The organism is Methanococcoides methylutens, from assembly GCF_000765475.1.
Lineage (GTDB): Archaea > Halobacteriota > Methanosarcinia > Methanosarcinales > Methanosarcinaceae > Methanococcoides > Methanococcoides methylutens.
This window is the reverse complement of sequence record NZ_JRHO01000014.1, coordinates 545907-567008: the sequence shown is the minus strand read 5'-3', so window position 1 is coordinate 567008 and position 21102 is coordinate 545907. Positions and strand designations below refer to the sequence as shown.

Genomic DNA, 21102 nt, shown 5'->3' with positions numbered 1-21102 from the left:
TTTTAGTTGGTTACTGATGTTATTGATCTGGATCCCTTTTGCAAGGAGGGCGTTCAAATTTTTTAAATACAGTTGAAAATAGGGTTGAATTCATTTTAAAAAATTTCTTTGAAGATGTACTTGTAGAGGCTATTTCTCAAGATGCTCATGTGCAAGAAATAGCAAAGAAAGTCAAAAAGTTGGGGCGATAACTTTCCTGCTAACTTGATACGAATTTTAAATTATTTCTGTGATCTTGAAGATCACAATGCTTGTAATGACTACGAGAAGTGTAAATATGCTCATATTAAGAGATGTAGCTAACGCTTTTTTGGAGTACTTTGAAACAGATAAGATCTCTTTTGCGGACACTAGAAATATAAAAACAATGAATGTTGGTATATCATATTCAGTTAATCCTATATCTGTCATCATTGATACTACAGTAGATGATACTGCAGTAGTAGTTGAAATTATGCTAGTTAGCATTTGCTACATTATCTCCTAATTAAATCATTAGTAATATACTATAAGGATTTTATGAAATTATATTTGTTATATGTCTTATTATTAATTAAAATAGATCTATGATATATGTCAAAAGAATGTTTTCATTTGACTGATTATTTCTTCTTAATTCATAAATCCGATTGAAGCAATTGATAAGATCAAGAATTTTAGCCCAACTATCAACTTGGTATTTTCTGTAGCTAACTCTGGAGTATTCAATTAGGGAGTTATTATGTGAGGGAGCAGTCCAAAGAGTAGTATGTTCACAAATCCCTGTGTCATCGTCACAAGGAATAGATTTCTTCTTATTAAATACATGGTTCCAAGCACAAAACCTGCAAACCCGGAAAATGCTATTTCATATGGCGTACCATATCCGGAATGCATAACTGCGAAAAGTATAGTTGCAAGAACAAGTCCCTGGTACTTCCCTATCATTTCTTCAAGTTTCGTTTGCAGTATTGATCTGAATACAAGCTCTTCGATCAGACCTACAAAAAATATCATGATGATGGATATCTTAAGTAAGTTCAATAATGATATATCCGGTATAAGGTAACCGGGCTTGATGATAAAGAACTCTCCTGCTGCGATCACAATACTTGCTATCAGGACAAGAGGGAGGTCATAGTACCTTATATTCTTGTTAATCCCAAGGTGTGAAAGTGAGATGTTCTGATCCTTTACAAGAATATATATCGGTATTGCTAGAGTTGCATAGATGAATACATAGGAATGAAGTGTCATCTCAAAGAACACTGGCATTGATAGATTGAGTATCCTCAGTAAGGACAGAAGAATAAATGCATATGCTATATGTTGTCTGTTCTTATCGTTAAATATCATTGTAGACAACGTTAACATTGTCAGCAGGATCAAATGTGTCCATATCGTGAATTTTGTCATGCCAGAAAATAATGACATTTCCGCGATTATTATCATTAATGAAGGGATGGCTATAACAAGAAGATCAATCTGTAATTGGTCCATTCTCCTTATTTTGTTAAGGAGTTTGTCCTCTACAACAATAGCTTTAACTTCAGTTTCAGTTTCCATTTCAAACCTCGTTTACATTGAGCCATAAATGGAGGTCTCTATATGACTCTGCCATGTTCTTATCTTTGTAGAGCAGGAATTGCAGTTTCATATCTTCACCTGCAGATGCTGGTATAAAAGTTACTTCTTTCTCCCACGTTTCGTTGTGTGGAAGGGTTATGTGGAGTAGTTCCTGATCAATTGGTTGTGAACTATTATCAAGCATTAGCTTTATGGAATATTCAGTATCTGCATATTCATGGTTTACAACTCCAACGATCACGGTACCATTTTGACCAAGCTGTAGGTCTGTGGGATATCCATCAGCCATTCTGTCAGGTCCAAGGATATAGAATTCAGTAAATTTTTCTCCTTCCTTTGGTGTGACAACCACGTATGCAAGAGTTACGATTGAGGCTACTATTGATAACACCAGAAGGATTGTCAGGATCTGGTCAAGTTTGTTCTCTGGCTTTTTTGAGATCTCATCTTTCAATGAAATATATGTTGAGGAAAAAGATACGTTGAACTGGTTTTCCTCGGGGAAGGATTTTCTCCTGAACACTGCTACTATACACATTATGATGGTGAAGGCAGAAAGTGATATTAGTATTGGATAAAGCCTGATTCCCCATGGTGTATAGTTGAGTGCAAGACCAATAAGGGGAACTACTGCAATATTCAAGCCAAAACTAAGTGCGAATCTCTCGATCCCATCCAGGTCATCCCTGGCTGGGAAAAGTGCTGCTATCAATGCATAACCTGGTAAGAAGAGTACCATTGGAAGCCCAAGGACAGTTCGTATGGTCGTGTTGCTCAAAGTGGGAACCATTATGAATATGCAGGTAAGTAGAACAAGTGCTATGACAACCTGAATATCAGAGGGTATATTATTTCGATATTTCATTGTTACTTCTCAATGGGTTATGTTTTGCTACATACCTAATTTATATGCCATGCTTTATAAATTTAGCTAAAAAGTTCTATGCAGCATTCAACGTTTGCAGTTCAAATGCAAAAAACTACTAATACAAATACATACTGACTTTATAAACACTTTGACTAAATTCTGTATAATTATTATATAATTACAATAAGCTCAAAAGCAGATAAAATATTCGTGTGTAGGTTGAAGTAAAGAAACGTGGTTTGATTATGCTTCAAAGAAGCAAGTCACAAACGTTTTCAGTTGCTGTCATGGTTGTATGTGTGACAAAAATTTCAAGATTAGAGATTAAGTACAACCGGATAAAAGTACTGTGAAAATAACAACCTTAATTAATATTGGAACTATACATAAATGCATGACCGATATGATCAATGCAGGAATAGTCGGTGCCTCCGGTTACACAGGTGGCGAACTGATGCGCCTGCTTTTGAACCATCCTAAAGTTAACATTGAAGCAGCAACGTCCCGCAGATTATCAGGGGAGGCTGTAAGTGATACTCACAAACACCTGCGTGGTTTTTCTGACCTTAAGTTCGAAGATCTTGGTCCGGAAGAGATCAAAGAGCGATGTGATGTTGTTTTTGTGGCCGTTCCCCATGGAACCGCAATGAACATAGTCCCTGAGCTTATCGACAGCGATGTGAAGGTAATCGACCTGAGTGCAGATTATCGTTTGAAGACGGACATTTTCGAAGAGGTCTATGGAATAGAACATGCAGATCCCAGGGATGCGGTATTTGGGCTTGTCGAGCTTCATCCTGAGATAAAGGATCAGTCATTCATTGCAAATCCGGGATGCTATCCCACAGGGGCAACTCTATCTGCAGCTCCACTTGCTGCTGCCGGTCTTCTCAAAATGGCTATATTCGATTCCAAATCAGGAATTACAGGTGCTGGTATCAATCCAACACCAGCATCCCATTATCCTAACATGGCAGAGAATGTGCAGGCATACAAGCTGACTACCCACAGGCACAGGGCGGAGATCTTCCAGGAACTGAATCGTCTGGACAGTAAACTTACTGACGTTAGTTTTACTCCACATGTTATTCCATCAATTCGTGGAATTCTGACAACAGCCCACCTGTTCGTAAATGACAGCTTGTCAGTTGAGGATGTCAGGGATATTTATACAGATTTCTACAAGGACAAACCCTTTGTCAGGGTGCTGGATGACATACCATCCCTTGGTGCTGTAAGGGGTTCGAATTTCTGTGACATCGGATTTGAAGTGGATGCTAATAATGGTCGCATTGTTGTGATCTCAGCGATAGACAATCTTGTAAAAGGTGCTTCAGGGCAGGCGATCCAGAATATGAACGTGATGTGTGGACTCGATGAGATCACAGGTATCTGGACTCCGGCAACTTCACCATAAATAACGAAAAGGAGATATGATCATGAAAGTAAAGGATATTATGAGCAGCAGTGTTATTGTATGCAGTCCTGAAGATTCCATCAGTAGTGTCGCACAGTTGCTGAAGAAAGAGGACATAAGTGGCGTTCCTGTTGTTTCTGGCAGTAATGTCATGGGTATTGTCTCAGAAGGTGACCTTCTAAAACTTCTGGAGATCCCTGAACATGGCGGTCTGTGGCTTCCCAGTCCATTTGAGGTCATAGAGATACCCATACGTGAACTTATCAGCTGGGAGGATACCAAGAAGATGCTTTCAGATGTCGGTTCAAAACCGGTCAGTGATATCATGGAGAAAGAGATTATCACTGTGAGCCTTGAAAGTTCAGTTGAAGATGCTTCCAGATCTATGACAAAGCATAAAGTGAACAGGCTTCCGGTTCTCGATGGCGATAAGCTTGTGGGTATAATCACACGTGGGGATATAATTCGCGGTCTTGCAGGTATTTAATGTGGTTTAAATGAAAATTATAGATGGCGGGATCTGTTCAGTAAAAGGTGTACGTTCTTACGGCATCAAGCCGGGAAAGATGGGGCTTGCGGTTATCGTAGGTGAAGGGAATGCAGCAGGCGTTTTTACCAGAAATAAAGTTATAGCTGCTCCTCTGATCGTGACCCGCGAAGCACTTCAGAAGAACGGCAAGCTGGCTGCTATAATTGCTAACAGTGGCAATGCAAATGCTTTTACAGGTGAGGAAGGTCTGGCCGATGCCAGGGAGATGGCATCTGTCCTTTCGACGAAACTTGGGGTTGACAGTGAGCTTATTGGCGTGGCATCCACAGGTGTGATCGGAAGGAAACTTGATGTTGGCTGGATAAAGGACAATATCGATGAAGTTGTGGATTCACTGACATCATCTCCTCAGGGAAACAGCCAGGCTGCACGCGCTATTATGACGACGGACACTGTTCCGAAGATGGCTGCTGTTGAACTTAATACTGGTATTTGTATTGGTGGTATTGGCAAAGGTTCAGGAATGATCGAACCGAACATGGGTACTATGCTCGGTTTTGTCTACACGGACGCTGAAGTTGCTACCGATGTTCTTGATAGTTGCCTGAAAAAAGCTGTGGACAAGAGCTTCAATATGGTTGTGGTGGACGGGGATACCAGTACCAACGACATGGTGTTGCTTACAGCCACAGGTGCTTCCGGGATCAAACCTGATATGAACGAGTTCCAGCAGGGGCTTGAGCATGTCCTGACAGATCTTGCAAAACAGATCGCAAAAGATGGAGAAGGCGCTACAAGGCTGATCGAAGCACAGGTAAGAGGTGCAGTTTCAGAAGGAGATGCCAAACTTGTTGCAAAGGCTATTGTCAGGTCTCCACTTGTCAAATCTGCAGTTTTCGGGAAGGATCCTAACTGGGGAAGAGTTGTGGCAGCAGCAGGTTATTCCGGTGCGGATGTTGATCAGGATAAGATATCGCTTGCATTTTCCAACGGTTCTGATTCTGCAGTTCTGGTTGACAATGGTAAGATCGTATCAGAGGACAATGAGCTGCTAGAAAAGCTGGGCTCTATCATGGGTAGCCCGGAAGTAATTATTAAGGTAGATATCCACATGGGTGACTCCTGTGCGACAGCATGGGGCTGTGATCTGACGTACGATTATGTGAGGATCAATGCCGAATATACTACGTAAAATGGCCGATCCGGCTTTTTAAATTTGAAGGTGATCTTATGGAAATAAGGGAGTGGGATTCTGTTTATCATAAGTCCTATGAGGACATTCTTTCGTCTATTGGAAATGTCAGGGGAATATTTGTTGCATATAACAGCAATATCGATGCCGTCAAGCACATCGGCGCGGAGGATATTGAGCATCTGCTGATGAATGTGGATATCTCAGAGGTGCGGGAGAAGGTTTTCGAGTATCCGCGCCAGATAGATTCTCCTTCTGATCTTGTTGCAAGACTTATCATCGCTATGCGTGATGGAAAGGCTGCAGAGGTGCCAACTAATACGACCGACATCCATGACTGGCTTACTGACCATCTGGTCTTTGATTCTGCACGAATGGGTGGGCAGGCAGGAATTATCTCCAATCTTCTTGCATCCATGGGAGTTGAAAAGGTCATTACCTATGTACCATGGCTTTCTGAGGAGCAGGCAGAGTACTTTGTTGATTCTGAGAACCTGCTGTTTCCTGTGGTGGAAAACGGGGAGCTTGTTCTAAAGCATCCAAAAGAGGCATTTGATCCCGATAACAGTCCAAAGGTCAACTGGATACTGGAATTCTCAAAGGGAATGGAGGTGAAGTTCGCGGGAGAGCATTTTGTCATTCCAAGGGATAATCGTCTTATCATCTCTTCCCGCCCAAATTGGATACGTATCGAGATGGATCCTGAGCTTTACGAAAAGATACCTCAGTTGAAAGCGAACATTGACGGTGCCATACTTGCAGGTTATCAGATGATAAGGGAAGAATATGAAGACGGTTCCACCTATATGGACTATGTCGAGAAGGCCGTAAGTGTCATCGAAGAGCTCAAGGAGGGCAATCCTGACATCCGTATACATGTGGAATTCACCTCGATACAGAACAAGGTGATCAGGACGGCAATACTCAACCATATCGTCCGGAAGCATGTGCATTCCCTTGGACTTGATACCGTTGAGGTTGCCAATGCACTTAATGTTCTCGGTTTTGAGGAGCTGGCCTATTCTGTCATCAATAAGGGTGAGAATGCTATCATTTCCCTTTACGAGGGTGCGGTGAAGCTCCTGAGAGACCTTAAACTTGAAAGGGTGCACATCCATTCCCTTGGGTTTTATATCTGTCTTGTATCGAAGGAATGCCCGGTATCCGTTGAGGACCATCGCAATGCCCTGTTGTTCGGATCAACGGTTGCAGCTGCAAAGGCATCCCTGGGTGAGATCCTTTCCCTGGAAAGTACGGAGTCAGGTCTTAAGGTTCCTGTATCCGACGAAGGGCATGGGGAGCTTGAAAAGCTTGAGAAACACCTTGTAAGAAGCGGTATGTCCAGCATGGAGGATTTCGAAAACGGATGTATCTGCACTCCATGGTATGATGCGATCATTGTCCCGACAAAGGTGGTAAGTGAACCTGTTGCAACCGTGGGTATTGGAGATGCTATCTCTGCGGCTTCATTTGTGGGATTTCTTTCTAAGCTTAAGTGAGGGATTTGCATGAAGGTCCTTTGCGGATATAATGTTAACATCGATGCCGTGTACCGAATGACCGCCGAAGAGATCTCTGACCTGGTGGATCTGGTGGATAAGAAGGAGCTGGTGGAAAAGATCTTTGATACTCCGGTAGAGATCAGATCCCTTTCCGATCTTGTGGCAGGACTTGTGCTGCACATGCATCAGGGCACAGGCGGGGAGTGGTTCATTCATTCGGATGATTTTTTCCGTTTCCTGAAAGGCCGTTATTACGATAAAAGCGAGGTCCGCCTGGGGGGTAATATGGGGATAATGGCAAACGTCATGTCCCATATGGGTGCAGAGCAGGTCGTCATGAATGCAGTTGGTGATATCGGTGCAATAAGGCCATTGATGTCAGGCGGGAACATTGTTTTTTCAGGTGAGTCTGTACAGGATGCTTCAATTTCCAAGGATGGGAATGAGATAATCCACTTTGTTTTTGATTTTAGTAGTGGAACTCGTTTCGATCTTTTTGGCACAGAGGTAATAGTGCCCAGAGAAAACCGTTTCATTGCCACGTATGATGATATCAATACTGAGCTGACTATCACTCATGAGTTCGAAGAGTACAGCCGTGACCATGTATGTGGGATGGATGGGGCTATCATTTCCGGTTTCAACCAGTTGCAGAAAAGCTATCCTGACGGTTCCGGTTATTCCGAACGCTTTGAAAAGGCACATTCGCAATTAAAGGATTGGAAAGCACTCAATCCTGATCTCCCCATCCATGTTGAACTGGGTCATTTCATGAGCATGGAAATGGGGGTGTCCATCTTCAACGAACTTGCCGGTACGGTGGATAGCATTGGAATGAACGAGGATGAACTGGTCATGCTTTCTGAACTGCATGGTGTTCCATCGGACATGGTACGGAAAATGGATGCCTGTGCGATCCTCGATGCCTGTGTGAGGTGTGCTTCATCAACGGGCTTGAAGAAGATCGTCCTTCATACCCGTAACTTCATGATGAGTATTTTTGCAGAAGGGGCTTCCAGCCCGGTTCGTGAGGTGGAGAGCATGCAGTTCGGCGTTATGTGTGCGGCAGCTTTTGCAGCATCAGGGGAACTGCCTGAGCGGTCACAACTTGAAGATTCTGTTAGTGGTCTTGCCAGAAGTGAAGAAGGAATGATACAGGCAGGTAAAATGCAGGACCTCATCCATGGTGATGAGTTCGAGGGTGGCATATGTGGGGAATACAGGGAGTTTTCTGTGTGTGTCCTTCCGACCATTATCTGTGAAAAGCCGGTGTCCACTGTGGGGCTTGGGGATACTGTGTCTTCAGCTACTTTCTTGAGGTGGCTGGAACTTGGTAAGAATGAGTTGTGATTCGTTTGATCTACTTTAAGTTCCGAATTTGAAACTAATGTAGTAAATTCATTCTGTTTTGTAAAAAAGAAATTTGGAGGGGATACCCTCCAATGATCACTGGTCCACTTCACATCGGATTTCCATATCTGAATGCATTATACATATCGATCACAGTTGTAAAATCGATATTCGTTCCAGATTCCGGTACAGGTGTTTCATATCTGAAACAGTTGTATGCATCAATCACCTCTGTTAAAGTGATGTATGTTCCATCTGGAAGTCCTTCAGAATCAGGATCATTCCATGGGTTCCAGTCATTGACAGCGATGTAGTCTATCTTGGTCTCGGTGTCACTACCTGCTGCGTTGTTCACGGTGAGGCTCACTGTGTATGTTCCAGGAGCTGTATAAGTGAACTGTGGGTTCTGCTCGATGGAATCCTCGATCCCGTCGTTGTCAAAATCCCAGGACCAGCCTGCAGCATCTGTGGACAGGTCGGTGAACTGGACGGTCTGCGGTGCATATCCGGAAACCAGATCAGAGCTGAAGTTGGCTTCTGGCGGAGTTACTATATTGTTTCCAACATCGGAAAGCCCGAATAAATAACCCCGATCATTGCCGTAGAATATACGTCCGTCCTTTATAGTGACACCATGTAGTGTGTATTCATTCTTTTCAGGTGGGGCCTCGTAATACCATTGAAGTTCAGGCACAGTATTGCCTGTATAATCTTTTAGACAATAGACCCTTGCATCCAAGACATTTGTGGTGAAGTAGATGTATACTTCCCCATCTCCGTCATCATAAGCAGTTGATATTACCGGAGAGCCCTGTACACCACCGTTTGGAGTGTACTTCCAGATTTCCGAGAGATCCTCTTCGTTCAGGCAATATACATCACCGGTTCCTGTGTGAGTGCCTGTGCCGACATATACTCTGCCATTGTAAATAGTTGGGGTGCATGTGCTTTTTCCTATATAGGATTTCTGAGCATCTGCTGTATTGAATGTACCATCTACATTAAAACCAATGGAGAAGCAATACCCAGCTTCGGAGGCAGAATATATACGTCCCGTATCAGGACTATATGTTATGGAATTCCTGATCTCTTCCCTTTCACCGTTGTATCCAATTTCCAATAATTCAGAAACATTTATTTCATCAACAACTTCTCCGTCATATTTGTCCAGTGATGTTAGGTGGAGAGCATCGTCCCCAAAGACCAGATACCTTCCTACAACCGCAGAACCTGCCCAGTAATAGCCCTTGCCGGTAGGAGTAACATAGGTCCATTCCAGAGTGCCGTCTTCATTATAGCAATAGTATTTGCGGTTATACTCGCCATAGGGGATCCATTCACCAAAGAAGATCCTGCCATCTTCATACATAACAGGAGTATTCATCTGTGTAAATTCCTGGTTTTCACTATCAATAGTAACGTTCAATAGCTCATTACCTGATATGGCGTCATAGGCATATAATTTACTAAAAGCAGTAACAAACAATTTCCCATTACCATAAGCCGGGGTTCCCAGAGGAGCGGTGGCACCTTCGATAATATCATTTTGCCATTCGATCTCTCCTGTGTTCCTGTCAACTGCAAATACGGAACTCGGTGTTGTCACATAAACCAGATCTCCAACTACAAGGGGGTGTACATCTATTCCGGAAAATCCTGCCCCTTGGGTCATGGTGGACCAGGATCCTGAATCATTTGGTTCCTGTATCGGTGCCCTGTCGCTTGTGACTGCGTTGTTGTACAGGCCTTTGCCGATCAGGGGCCAGTCTGTGGAAGTGAATATCTGCTCGCCGATAACCTCTACTGTGTTTTCACCGCTGACTTCGTTGTGATGATACACCAATGGGAATTTATTCGCTTCATATGCGGAAAACCAGCCATCAATATTATAGATCCCACCACTTGTTTCAGCCGGTACGGTAACATCATAGACTATTGTTTTACTGCTTCCAGATTCAAGTATATTCGAAGTTTCATGCCAGGTATGCAGATCACCTGTTATTGAGTAACTCATACCGTCATTCCGGACAGGTGTTACTGTCCATCCATCCGGAAGTTTTTCTTCCAGCAATATGGATTCGACATCCGTATCACCTGCGGAGAGTACAACAGTCACCGTAAAGGCATTTTCCGGCTCAATAGAATTAGGCTCAATGCTTCGTATTCCATTAGGCTCAACGACTGTGTCCATTACTGACATTTTTGCTTCCCTGATATCTACGGGGAATGTATTTCCGTTATCATCTTCCAGACGGTTGATCGATACCGTGATGTTCCCTTCCCCAATAGCAAGGGATTCTACGGTCACCGTGCCCAGTAGGATATTTGCATCTCCGGCATTCACATTTTTGTTCAGGTCGATAGCTTTGATGCAAATTGAATTTGCTGGAAGTTGTGAGTTCGTATGTAGTGTGCCTGACCAGTCAGGGAATTCGACTCCTGTTATTCTGGCAACTGAAGGATCGCTTATGCCAAGGGTGAGATTATAACCGGAAAGCCCGGCAGGTAACTGGTCAAGGTAGAAGTTCAGTGCTTCTGTTTGGCCCACCCCGGCAAGGGTCGTGTCTCCGGGTTCAAAGTAGATCTCCTGAGCCGCAGCCATACCGGTTCCAAGACAGAACAGGAGCAAGAGGATTGTGATGCTAGCCTTTACTGACCACCTGCCGGGTGTCAACTTTTTTCCTGTTTGTTTTCTCTGTAATTTTACCATGAATTTATCTCCACTTATTTTCTCCTGAGTTTAGTCGATCTTCTACTGACAATCCCCATGATCACGAAAATTGATGCTGAAAGGGCAGATCCGAACCCTGGGAGTGTATTTCCACCGGTATCTTCCACTTCAACATTTGCGTTTTCAATTGACTCTGTTTCCGGGTTTTGGGACGTCACCTGATTTTCTGAGTTTTCATCCTGACTTTCTTCTGGATTTTCGGATTCTGCATCTTCCGATATTTCGACCTTAGAACTACTCCTTTGATCTGTGGATCTTGAAGATTCGAAACTCTCATCAGCAGGTGGATTTTCATCTCCGGTTTCCTCTTCCTCCTCTTCTTCCGGATATTCCGCTTTTTCGAGTATGATCGCGTTTTCAGACTCGTCATCCAGCCTGGATATCGTTACCGTAATCCCTGTAGAGCCGCCCTCCATTCCCTTTAATGTGAGGGTTGCAAGTTCAGTGTCTTTAGCTCCTTCTCCTACGGCAAATTGAAGGTCTGCTGCCTTCAGCCACACGGAGGAATCGGGAAGTTCTGACATGTCATTCGGGCTTGCCCATGCAGGGAAGTCAACGTTCTCGATCCGGGCAACGTCAGGATCATCCAGTTCCACTGTCAGAAAATAGCCCATAAGCCCGTCGGGTAACTCGTCCACACTCAGGGACAGTTCCATGGTTTCCCCTGCTTCAAGGGATATCTGGTCTGAAGGTTCGATAACAAGGGAGGAAGATGCTCCTGCAAGCCCCATGCAGATACCGGTTGAAAAAATGAGGGTAAAAACTAAAAAAATCGATGCGATAATTCCATATCTATTTTTCAATGTATCACCTTAAAATACGTTATATTTTATCATCAAATGCTTTCTGTGACAGTTGTAAAAAATACAAAAGAAGATGGAAAGAAGGGAATAAAGGGAATTTAATAATATTCATTTTCATTCCCTTATCTCTTCTTTCACTTCTCTTCTTTTTTTATTCTTCAACTGCTTATTCTACATTTTTTTATCTTATTGTCCCACAGGGCCCACCATGTCAAACAGCTTTATGACATCGTCAAAGTCGATCCTGCCGTTTCCGTTGAAATCAGTGTATCCCATAGGCATATTTGCCTCGATCCACTCCATCTCATGGAAGAAGAGCACGACATCCGCGAAACTGCAATCGCCGTTTCCGGTCAGGTCTTCATAGCATCCGTCACCGTCAAGATCCTGTGGTGACATGGTCTCACCCGGTATCGGTGTCATAATAACTTCAAGAGTTCCTGCTGAAAGAACCATATCGATATGATCACCATTGTCATCGTCCAGCCTTTCAACGCCAAGAACAAGATCCGTGGAACCAACGCTGTTTCCTGAGACCGTAAGGGTTGCAAGTACAACATCCTGTGCTCCTGCCTGAACACCTTTTCCACTGTCAACAGCCCTCAGGAAAACGGAAGCTCCGGGCATGGAAGAAGAATCATTGAGCGTAGCCCATTCAGGAATATCAATATCTACGATCTCGGCAACAGCCGGATCGGCAATATCGATGGTCAGATTGTAACCGGAAAGACCATCAGGGAATTCGCTTGCCATGATCCTGATCTGGGTTTGCTGCCCCTTGATCACGGAAGCATCTTCGGGTACCAGGGAAAGACCTGGTCCAAATGCATACACTTTCTGGAAGCCTACTGTATAGAGTACTCCATCATAGAGTGCCGGTGTTGAACCACCAACATCAGATTCCCAGATCAGGCTTCCATCAAATGCATCCAGTGCAACTGTGCGTGTGAAGGATCCCATGCCACCGGCACCGGAGAAATAATCCTCTGCGCCTGCATATACAACACCGTCAGAGACTACAGGTGATGTGAACCAGGATCCAGTTTCACTGGATGCCCAGACGCTATCTCCTGTGAAAGCATCGAAGCAGTAGGTGTTCTGGTCGATCATAGCCATACCGGCAGTGACATATACATATCCATATGCAACTGCTGGTGTGCAGTCTGTACCCATCATCATCTGATTGGACATGGTTGCCTGCCATACGATATTACCTGTGGACTCGTCCAGTGCATATACGTACTGAGCACCGTAGTTCATATCGTAGATCGTAATGTAGACATTATCATATTGTATGCTTGCTGAACCACAGACACTTTGAGCAATTGCCTGGGTCCATAGCACATTACCGTCCATGTCAACGCAGTTAACCTCTTCGTATGAGGTAAGGATCATGTGGCCGTCGTTGTAAACAGGGGTGCCCTGTGCATTTCCATTCACAGAGATATTCCAGAGCTCAGCTCCTGTTTCCTCGTCGAAGCAGAAGTACTGTTTTCCGTCCCAGTTGCCCACAATGACCTTGCCTTCAGCAACAAGAGGACCTCCGTTAGTGTTCATTGGAAGTGATCCCCATTTGAGGGTACCGTTGTTGGCATATCTTGCACCATCACCGGCTGTGAATACAATACCGTTGTGGTAGGCAGGAGTGGACCATGAATCCATGGAATTGTAATTGTCACCATTTCCGAATGTGACATCCCATACCACTGAACCATCTTCAAGGTTGATGGCTGAAAGGTTGTTATAGCCGTCAGTGGACCATGAACTTTCCTTTGCATCACTGATCACGAACATAAGCCCAAGATCATCAGCAATAGTGATTGATGCACCATCTTCTGCATCGATGTCTGCTGATTCCCAGATAGTATTGTTGGTCTTAGGTCCGGGTGTAGTAGAGTATCCTGTGTGCTGCAGATCTCCCATGAAGTGTTCCCAGCTGTCACTGATAACCTCTGCAACAGGCGTACCGGTGATCTCTGTTGAAATATCTCCTTCTCCAATGCTGCTGACAGCACTTACCTGATAGTAGTATGTCTGATCGTTGGTAACGTCATGATCTGCGAATACAGTTGTGTCTGCAGAAACTGTTTCGTACAGTGTTTCTGCTCCTGAAATGGTAGCCCTGTAAACATTGAATGAAGTTATTGCTTCATCGCTTGCAGGTGTATCCCAGCTAAGACATACGCATCTGTCAACCCCTGAACATTCTAAAGCTGTGGGGGCTTCAGGTGGCTGTGGAACTATTTCCGGTTCTTCAATCGTGTCAGTTGCGACGTCCCATGCACCCATGAGTGGATAGGAATCAACACCGCTAGTCTCACTAAAAGTACTTGTGGATGAGACTGGATTATCACCAACGCCATCGCCATCGGCATCACTGCCTGCATACTCGGAGTAGTAGTTGCCGAGATAGCCGGTGTAACTTGCACCGCCATAGGTGTAGGTTACTGGTGTGGACGTGTTATAAATTCCAATATCTTCAGCACTCGTATCGCAATCACACATATATATAGTGCCGCAGTCTATGAAGTTATTGAGGTAGTAAGATCCAGACGTATAGTAAGAACCTGAAAGCATAGTACAACTCAAAAATGTATTCTCGTAAACCTGCCCACCCATATCTAAATACTCACTGCTGTTGGCGAACACATTATCATGAATAATAGCCGCCTCATTGGAGGAAAGACTCGAAATCGCCTCAAAAACATTGTCTTCCATTAACATTTCTGAATAAGTTACGGATATACCAAATGAACTGATCGAGTTGTTCCTTACGATTAAACCAGAGCATGTTTTCCCGTCACCTATGCTTCCAGCGCTACCTATGTTGTCCTCAAATCTTACATTGTCTCCATACACCCTGAGACCAAGATCATCGACTGTACAACCCAGTACAGCTGAGTCATCATACAGATACAAATAATCATTGCCAGAGAATGTACATCCATCATATGTCAGATTGTTAACAATCTGATTGGGCTTCGGGTAGTCAAGGTCTTTGACTAACATGTTGAAACCACTAAAAGTAATTCCGTTGAAAGTTATTCCTGAAGCATCGCAACCTATAGTATCATCTGCGTCTGCCAGGCCAAAAGCAATGCTGGAGCCACCTGTTATGATAACTTCACCGCCGTCAGCCATGAAGGTCAGGTCACTCTTGTTTATGTACGAGACACTGTAGGTACCCGGTGCCATCATGATGGTGTCACCGTTGTTTGCACCATAGATCGCTTCCTGCAGGGAATCTCCCGGGTTGAGCATTATGGGTTCACGCAGTGACTCATCTGTTGCAAATCCGAACACATAATCGGCATCGGTGCCGAAGAAGATCCAGCCGTCCGATATTGCCACACCGGCCAGGGTAAACTCCGTCTTTGCAGTCGGACCCCAGGACCACTGCTCAACTCCATTTTCGTTGAGGCAGTGTACGCCTACTCCTCCCCAGTTCTCGGTGAAGTAGATATAGATCTCGCCATCACCGTCATCGTATGCCGTACTGATCACAGGGGATGACTGGATCTGTCCATCTACTGAAAAACACCAGTCCATCGTAAGATCGTTTGCGAAAAGGCAGGTAAAGTAGCTGCTGCTACCGACATACACCTTGCCGTTATAGACAGCAGGTGTGGATGTGCTGTAACCGATGTTTGCATTAGCCTTGTCAGCGGTATTGAAGGTTCCGTCCGGATTCATACCGAGAGCGTATATATAGCCGCCTTTGGATGTGAAGTATATGCGTTCCAGATCCTCAACATAATTGATGGATGACCTGATCTGATTTGCCGTGACGCCAAATTCAGTGGATACGTCCAGCGTGTCCTTAGTGGTGCCATCAACTTTATACACGGAAGTTAGGACGCCAGCATCGTCTCCATAGATCAGGTAATCGCCTACTATCGCAGCACCTGCCCAGTAGTAACCGTCCCCACTGGTAGAAGTGCGGTTCCAACACATTGTTCCGTTGTCGTGGTAGCAATAATATTTCTTGCTTTCCCAGCTACCGAAGTATATCTTATTGTCTTCATAGACCACAGGAGTGATCAGTTGACCTGATTCAATTGCCCGCCACTGCTCAACACCTGTGTTCATATCGATAGCGTACACCTTTCCATCGCTGGTCGGAACAAATATACTGCCGTTGCCTGCAGCCATGTTTCCGAGCACGCGGCCACCGCTTGTGGCGGTCACCCATTTTTCAGTGCCGTTGGTCTTGTACAGTGCCCGTAACCTGTTATCGTCACCGGCCACGTATACAATGTTACCTATTACCAGAGGTGCATTATCGAAACCTGACCATGAGCTTCCGAGTGTATACGAGCTCTCCCATGAGATGCCGTTTCCATATGGATCGGTTATAGGAGCTTTGTCTGATGTCAATCCTTTATTGTAGTTGTCCTCTTGAAAAGAACTCCAATCCGTTGCAGATGCTGCTGGTATTAATAACATTACAAGCAACATCCCAACAAAAATTTTTACCGTGTTGGGTTTTTTTAATTGATTCATTAAATTCTCACTTCTCGATCTATTTTTTCAGTCGAAGGTGAAACGCATTTTAAGGGCATGGACTCAGCTTTAAATGTTTGTGTCCTTTGTCTGCCTCTCATTTTTAGACAGCTTACGCTATGCCATTAATGAGAACTAACGTTTCCACCTGACCATTAATTCAGTGTTGACCATTTCATAGTAGCTTTTCATCTCCGGATTTTTCGGAGTATTTCCAGAGATATGGACTAATGGCTCTGATCTATGTTATCTAAATGGATACGAATAATTAATTTATACTCCTGTATACATTAACAAATCTCCATCCCAATAAATTACACAGTCATAGGCACTCCAACACAATGCTATATATAGTTACCTATATAGAATACATAAATTATTCAATTCAATAACAATGCTAATAAATAATAAAAATAGATCTCCTCAACATTGAGCTGTTTATTTAATATTTGTCTTCTCAATTCAATTGGCATGTAGGTTAAAAACTGAGAATAATAGGAATTCAATGATATTCTTGATGGCAGGTAAACTCAGTTTACCCACACGACCTTAAAGAGAACCATATTTTATAAACAAATAAGTGTCAATAACTTATGTTGTGTATGTTTATTTTGAGTATTTAAAAATAATAAAGTAAGAAATCTGATTATCCTGTTGCTTGAATTGCAATATCTGCAAGAATTAAGTATAAATGGTTAAAAATCACAACCAATCCCTTATGTTTGTGATGCAAACATATGCGGGTAAACTTTCATCTGTAAACTTAGATAATTGAATGGATTTGGAAAAAAGAAGTTCTACAAAACCAAAAAGAAGGGAATGATAACCTGACCATTCCCAAATTCAATTGTTTCTACTCCTTATATCGGATTTTCATATCTGAATGCATTGTACATATCGATCACTTTTGTAAGGTCTATAATAGATCCGGTTCCTGGTGCAGGTGTTCCATTTCTGAAACAGTTGTACGCATCGATAACCTCTGTTAAAGTGATGTATGTCCCGTCAGGCAATCCTTCAGAATCTGGATCGTTCCAGGGGTTCCAGTCCGCTTCCACAACAATGTAGTCAGTTTTTGAGAGAATATTGTTACCATAGACATTACTAACGTTGAGGGTCACGGTATAAACGCCAGAAGTATCATAGTAATGTGTCGGGTTTTGATCAGTATGATCAATGATACCGTCATTATCCATATCCCAGTTCCATGAGGTTGGATAATTCGTTGAATGGTCGGTGAAATCAACAGAAAGCTTGTCATATCCTGATGTGGGATCTGCAGTAAAATCCGGTATAGGTGGTTCGTGTGGGGCTTCTTCAAGACAATAAAGATATCCTCCATCTGTTCCGAAAAAGACCTTTTCGTCAGATATGGCAGCTCCCTGCAGGATATATCCATAATCATCAAGTGGATTATACTGCCATGCAAGCTGTCCGTCCTGATCCACGCAATAGAGACTACTGTTAGTCTTTGCACCTGTAAAGTACACGTATGCGGAATTTTTCTGTATTGATATCACAGGTGAACATTTTACTCCTGCATCTGTAGGATATGACCATAACAGGCTGCCATCTGAATCGTTAAGACATGTAAGATCGCCTGTATATCCATGCTCTCCCTGACCCACATAGACTTTTCCATCGTGTACTACCGGGGTTGATGTGCTGAATCCTCGCCTGATACCCCACCCATCATCGATGAAAACTCCATTTACAGGGTCAAATCCAACTTTCCAGATATAACCTTCTGTGAATGTATCTTCTGAAGTCGTGTATATATATCCGTCACTGTAAGAAACCGATGCTCTTATCCTTCCCAGATCCGGTTTGGAGAATGAAAGGTCTGTTGTAATATCTACTTCATCGACAAATGTCCCGTTGGTCCTGTAAAGGCTGACAAGCTTTCCTTCATGGGTTGGATAGATAATGTAATCTTCAACAATTGAAGCACCACACCAGAGGAAGCCCGCAGTATCATTGTTTGCATGTTTCCAGAGTAGGTTTCCGTTGTCATCATAACAGTAATAATATTTTGTGGAAATTCCACCTTTAAGCCCATCTGCAACATATATGCGATGGTCGAAATATGTCACAGGACATGCAAAATTCCCTTCTGTTACTGAAACGTTCCAGAGTTCGTCACCATTAGTTGCATTAAAAGCGAAAAGGTAACCGCTGTTATAATGATCGTTCACAGCAACAATCACTTTTCCGTTTCCATAGGCCGGGATCGATGTTTGAAGTGATCCGTCCTTTGTTCCTGAGCTCCAGACAAGATCCCCGCTGGTCTTATTGTAAGCACATACATTTCCTCCTGATATGAGTATGTATGCCATTTCATCTGTTATCACCGGCGTGACACTGACAGCAGATTGTGACGGGTTCGTAGTTCCTCTCCATAGTACTGCCGGGTCCGAATATGGTGCGGAAGAGTATGTAGTACCTGTTTTCAATGCATTATGCTGGAACTGTGTCCAGAAAACATCCGGATCTTCATCTGAAATGTTTGCTGATGCCATTGGCAATGTTGAAAGAAGGAGTATGGCACAGAAAATAAAAGTCTTTAGATAAGGTATTTTCAATTTAGTGATCATTATTTACCACCACATTTTAAAAATAAAAAACAAGGATAGTTGCCTTACTATCCTTTATTCCATTCTGTATTTTTTATCTATGTTACATAGGGGATTCGTATCTGAATGCATTGTACATGTCGATCACTTTTGTGAGATCTATGCTAGCTTCGGTTCCTGGTGCAGGTGTTCCATTTCTGAAACAGTTGTATGCATCAATTACCTCTGTCAAAGTTATGTATGTCCCGTCAGGCAATCCTTCTGAATCAGGATCGTTCCATGGGTTCCAATCTCCTGTTTCTTCACCAAAAGCATACAGTGTAACGTCTGTTGCTGATCCTCCGATGGAGTAGACAACACCATCGGCAATAGCTGAAGTTCCCCCTCCATTAGGAGATTCCCATATAATCTCTCCTGTAAATGCATTCAGTGCCACGAGTCCATTCTGTCCCACGTAAGCCCCGGATGGCTTTCCAATGAATACTTTTCCATCAGCTACGGTGGGTGAACATGTCCAGTCCCCAATTCCATTCATCTCTTTGGCTGTACTCCAGATAAGTTCTCCACTAGTAGCGTTAAAGCAAAATGTTTGGCTTTCAGAAAATCCAGAACATCCGCCGCTGACATAGAGGTTACCATAAGCAATTGTGGGCGTATTGTCTGTCCTCTGTATGGTTGCATTCCATATCTGGCTACCATCAGTTAAATTCAATGCGAATAATGCAGGGTTTGAATCTCCATAGAAATCATATGTGGTCAGGTAGACCATAGAATATCCATAGGAATCATAATCTCCCTTGATATAATCGGTTAGCTGTGTAGTCGGGTGACTACTATCAGAAATTGAAGGACTTCCACAAAGATTGCCTGATTTTGAAGGATTTGGTACTGTCCACAAAAGGTTTCCATCCATGTCCAGACAGTATACCTCATTCCAGCCTGTCAGAACTATCTTTCCATCAAAGATCGCTGGTGTGGATTGAGCATTGCCGCTAACGGTATGATTCCAAAGTTCGTTACCTGTATTCTCATCAAGACAATAATAGTGATTTCCCTGCCAATCACTGCATATTACTTTACCATCTGCTATTGCAGGTCCTCCATTACATGATGCTTCTCCGGTAGGGTTTGTGAATGTCCACAGAATATTACCGGTAGCAGCATCGATACAGTTTGTATCCTGTCCGGTTGAGGTGAATACTTTTCCATCGTTGTAAGCTGGTGCTGACCAGGATCCCCATTCAGCAACATCAATGGTTGCATTCCATATCTCTTTTCCTGTATCTTTATCAAAAGCAACAAGAGCTCCAATTTCGCCTAGTGGGTTCCCGTACATATCAATTTCTCCAACACAATTTGCAAAGACCTTTCCCTCAGCAATGGCTACTGATGAGCCAGATACCAATGACTGATCTGCATTGAGCGGTTTGGCTGACCATAGCATGTTGTTCGTATCCGGAGCGCTGCGAAGTGGTGATCCGGTATGTTGTGCACTATTCAGGAACTGGTTCCATGAAGTTTGGTCACGATATGTAATAATCTGGGTCTCATCTCCACCAGTTGGGGCGCTACAGTGAACTTTAAAACCAAAATATTTCTTGTTTTCCAATTCAGAAAATGGTATTATTATCTTGTATGTGGATCCTTCAGTTGTATAAGGGATACTTATGTATTCACCGTTTGATTCATTGATCAGACGCATATAACCATGCATAAAAGCAAATGAACCTGAATAGTCAGCACCAAACGTATAAGACCAATCCTGATCACCTGTAGAAGAATTCATATCAAGGTCGAATTCAGGGCGAAGGCTCATATACGCATTAGTATAAGGTCCATTTTCCATTTCAATATCAATATAAAGATCTTCTGCCGTGTTAGCCATGTAGACATTAACCACTTCGGAGTATGAATCTCCGCTACCATCTCCAGCACCGTCTTCTATTACTAAATACATTTCCGGAGTTTCTGCTACTGCTGTGCTTGCAGTCATTATCAGAATAGCTATGGCTATTCCAAAACAAAATAGTTTGCTAGATTTTTTAAATGTTTCGATCATTTTCTCACCGTTTCTCAGGTGGCAGAAAGATACTGTTCAGAATTGAGG

The 21102-nt window shown here is 43.2% G+C and carries 13 protein-coding genes; 6 read left to right on the top strand and 7 right to left on the bottom strand.

The features are described 5' to 3' along the window. Window positions 1–235: 235 nt before the first annotated feature. Window positions 236–487 (top strand): hypothetical protein, encoded by a 252-nt coding sequence (locus tag LI82_RS13155; RefSeq protein ID WP_160174979.1) that lies wholly within the window; start codon window positions 236–238, stop codon window positions 485–487. A 221-nt stretch (window positions 488–708) separates the two neighbouring features. On the opposite strand, the gene LI82_RS09910 is transcribed toward LI82_RS13155, so the two are convergent. Together LI82_RS09910 and LI82_RS09905 are read right to left on the bottom strand one after the other, a co-directional pair. Next, window positions 709–1545, bottom strand: coding sequence for a CPBP family intramembrane glutamic endopeptidase (locus LI82_RS09910; RefSeq protein ID WP_236622727.1), 837 nt, complete (start codon window positions 1543–1545; stop codon window positions 709–711). Between the two features lies 1 nt (window position 1546). Then, entirely contained in the window at window positions 1547–2431 is an 885-nt protein-coding gene (locus LI82_RS09905; RefSeq protein ID WP_048195410.1) for a DUF1616 domain-containing protein, read from the bottom strand. Between the two features lie 406 nt (window positions 2432–2837). Between LI82_RS09905 and argC the strand changes: the two genes are divergently transcribed. The 5 genes from argC to LI82_RS09880 are packed head-to-tail and all read left to right on the top strand — an operon-like array spanning window position 2838 to window position 8385. After that, window positions 2838–3851 (top strand): N-acetyl-gamma-glutamyl-phosphate reductase, encoded by a 1014-nt coding sequence (gene argC / locus LI82_RS09900; protein WP_048196247.1) that lies wholly within the window; start codon window positions 2838–2840, stop codon window positions 3849–3851. 22 nt (window positions 3852–3873) lie between these two features. Next, a complete protein-coding gene (locus LI82_RS09895; protein ID WP_048195409.1) occupies window positions 3874–4338 on the top strand; it encodes a CBS domain-containing protein in 465 nt (154 codons plus the stop codon). A 10-nt stretch (window positions 4339–4348) separates the two neighbouring features. After that, window positions 4349–5533 (top strand): bifunctional ornithine acetyltransferase/N-acetylglutamate synthase, encoded by a 1185-nt coding sequence (argJ, locus tag LI82_RS09890; RefSeq protein ID WP_048195407.1) that lies wholly within the window; start codon window positions 4349–4351, stop codon window positions 5531–5533. 38 nt (window positions 5534–5571) lie between these two features. Continuing rightward, the gene (gene pfkC / locus LI82_RS09885; RefSeq protein WP_048195406.1) at window positions 5572–7032 is read left to right on the top strand and encodes an ADP-specific phosphofructokinase; all 1461 of its coding nucleotides are present in this window, start codon (window positions 5572–5574) and stop codon (window positions 7030–7032) included. A 9-nt stretch (window positions 7033–7041) separates the two neighbouring features. Next, on the top strand, window positions 7042–8385 hold the full coding sequence (locus tag LI82_RS09880) for an ADP-dependent glucokinase/phosphofructokinase (RefSeq protein ID WP_048195404.1): 1344 nt from the start codon (window positions 7042–7044) through the stop codon (window positions 8383–8385). Between the two features lie 109 nt (window positions 8386–8494). Here LI82_RS09880 and LI82_RS12585 read toward each other — a convergent pair whose 3' ends face one another. The 5 genes from LI82_RS12585 to LI82_RS09855 all read right to left on the bottom strand — a co-directional run bounded on the left by LI82_RS12585 (window position 8495) and on the right by LI82_RS09855 (window position 21054). After that, a complete protein-coding gene (locus tag LI82_RS12585) occupies window positions 8495–11095 on the bottom strand; it encodes an outer membrane protein assembly factor BamB family protein (RefSeq protein WP_052402888.1) in 2601 nt (866 codons plus the stop codon). 14 nt (window positions 11096–11109) lie between these two features. After that, on the bottom strand, window positions 11110–11919 hold the full coding sequence (locus LI82_RS12580; RefSeq protein WP_081955814.1) for a hypothetical protein: 810 nt from the start codon (window positions 11917–11919) through the stop codon (window positions 11110–11112). Window positions 11920–12105: 186 nt separating this feature from the next. Continuing rightward, entirely contained in the window at window positions 12106–16365 is a 4260-nt protein-coding gene (locus LI82_RS12575) for an outer membrane protein assembly factor BamB family protein (RefSeq protein ID WP_160174978.1), read from the bottom strand. A gap of 917 nt (window positions 16366–17282) precedes the next feature. Then, on the bottom strand, window positions 17283–19016 hold the full coding sequence (locus LI82_RS09860) for an outer membrane protein assembly factor BamB family protein (protein WP_048195402.1): 1734 nt from the start codon (window positions 19014–19016) through the stop codon (window positions 17283–17285). Between the two features lie 82 nt (window positions 19017–19098). After that, window positions 19099–21054 carry an outer membrane protein assembly factor BamB family protein gene (locus LI82_RS09855; RefSeq protein ID WP_048195400.1) on the bottom strand — a complete coding sequence of 652 codons (1956 nt, stop codon included), beginning with the start codon at window positions 21052–21054 and terminating at the stop codon, window positions 19099–19101. Between the last annotated feature and the right edge of the window lie 48 nt (window positions 21055–21102).

Bases quoted from the DNA above. Each gene is read 5' to 3' on its own strand.
- LI82_RS09910 (WP_236622727.1), bottom strand. From the start codon at position 1,545: ATGGAAACTGAAACTGAAGTTAAAGCTATTGTTGTAGAGGACAAACTC.
- LI82_RS09905 (WP_048195410.1), bottom strand. From the start codon at position 2,431: ATGAAATATCGAAATAATATACCCTCTGATATTCAGGTTGTCATAGCA.
- argC (WP_048196247.1), top strand. From the start codon at position 2,838: ATGATCAATGCAGGAATAGTCGGTGCCTCCGGTTACACAGGTGGCGAA.
- LI82_RS09895 (WP_048195409.1), top strand. From the start codon at position 3,874: ATGAAAGTAAAGGATATTATGAGCAGCAGTGTTATTGTATGCAGTCCT.
- argJ (WP_048195407.1), top strand. From the start codon at position 4,349: ATGAAAATTATAGATGGCGGGATCTGTTCAGTAAAAGGTGTACGTTCT.
- pfkC (WP_048195406.1), top strand. From the start codon at position 5,572: ATGGAAATAAGGGAGTGGGATTCTGTTTATCATAAGTCCTATGAGGAC.
- LI82_RS09880 (WP_048195404.1), top strand. From the start codon at position 7,042: ATGAAGGTCCTTTGCGGATATAATGTTAACATCGATGCCGTGTACCGA.
- LI82_RS12585 (WP_052402888.1), bottom strand. From the start codon at position 11,095: ATGGTAAAATTACAGAGAAAACAAACAGGAAAAAAGTTGACACCCGGC.
- LI82_RS12575 (WP_160174978.1), bottom strand. From the start codon at position 16,365: ATGTTATTAATACCAGCAGCATCTGCAACGGATTGGAGTTCTTTTCAA.
- LI82_RS09860 (WP_048195402.1), bottom strand. From the start codon at position 19,016: ATGATCACTAAATTGAAAATACCTTATCTAAAGACTTTTATTTTCTGT.
- LI82_RS09855 (WP_048195400.1), bottom strand. From the start codon at position 21,054: ATGATCGAAACATTTAAAAAATCTAGCAAACTATTTTGTTTTGGAATA.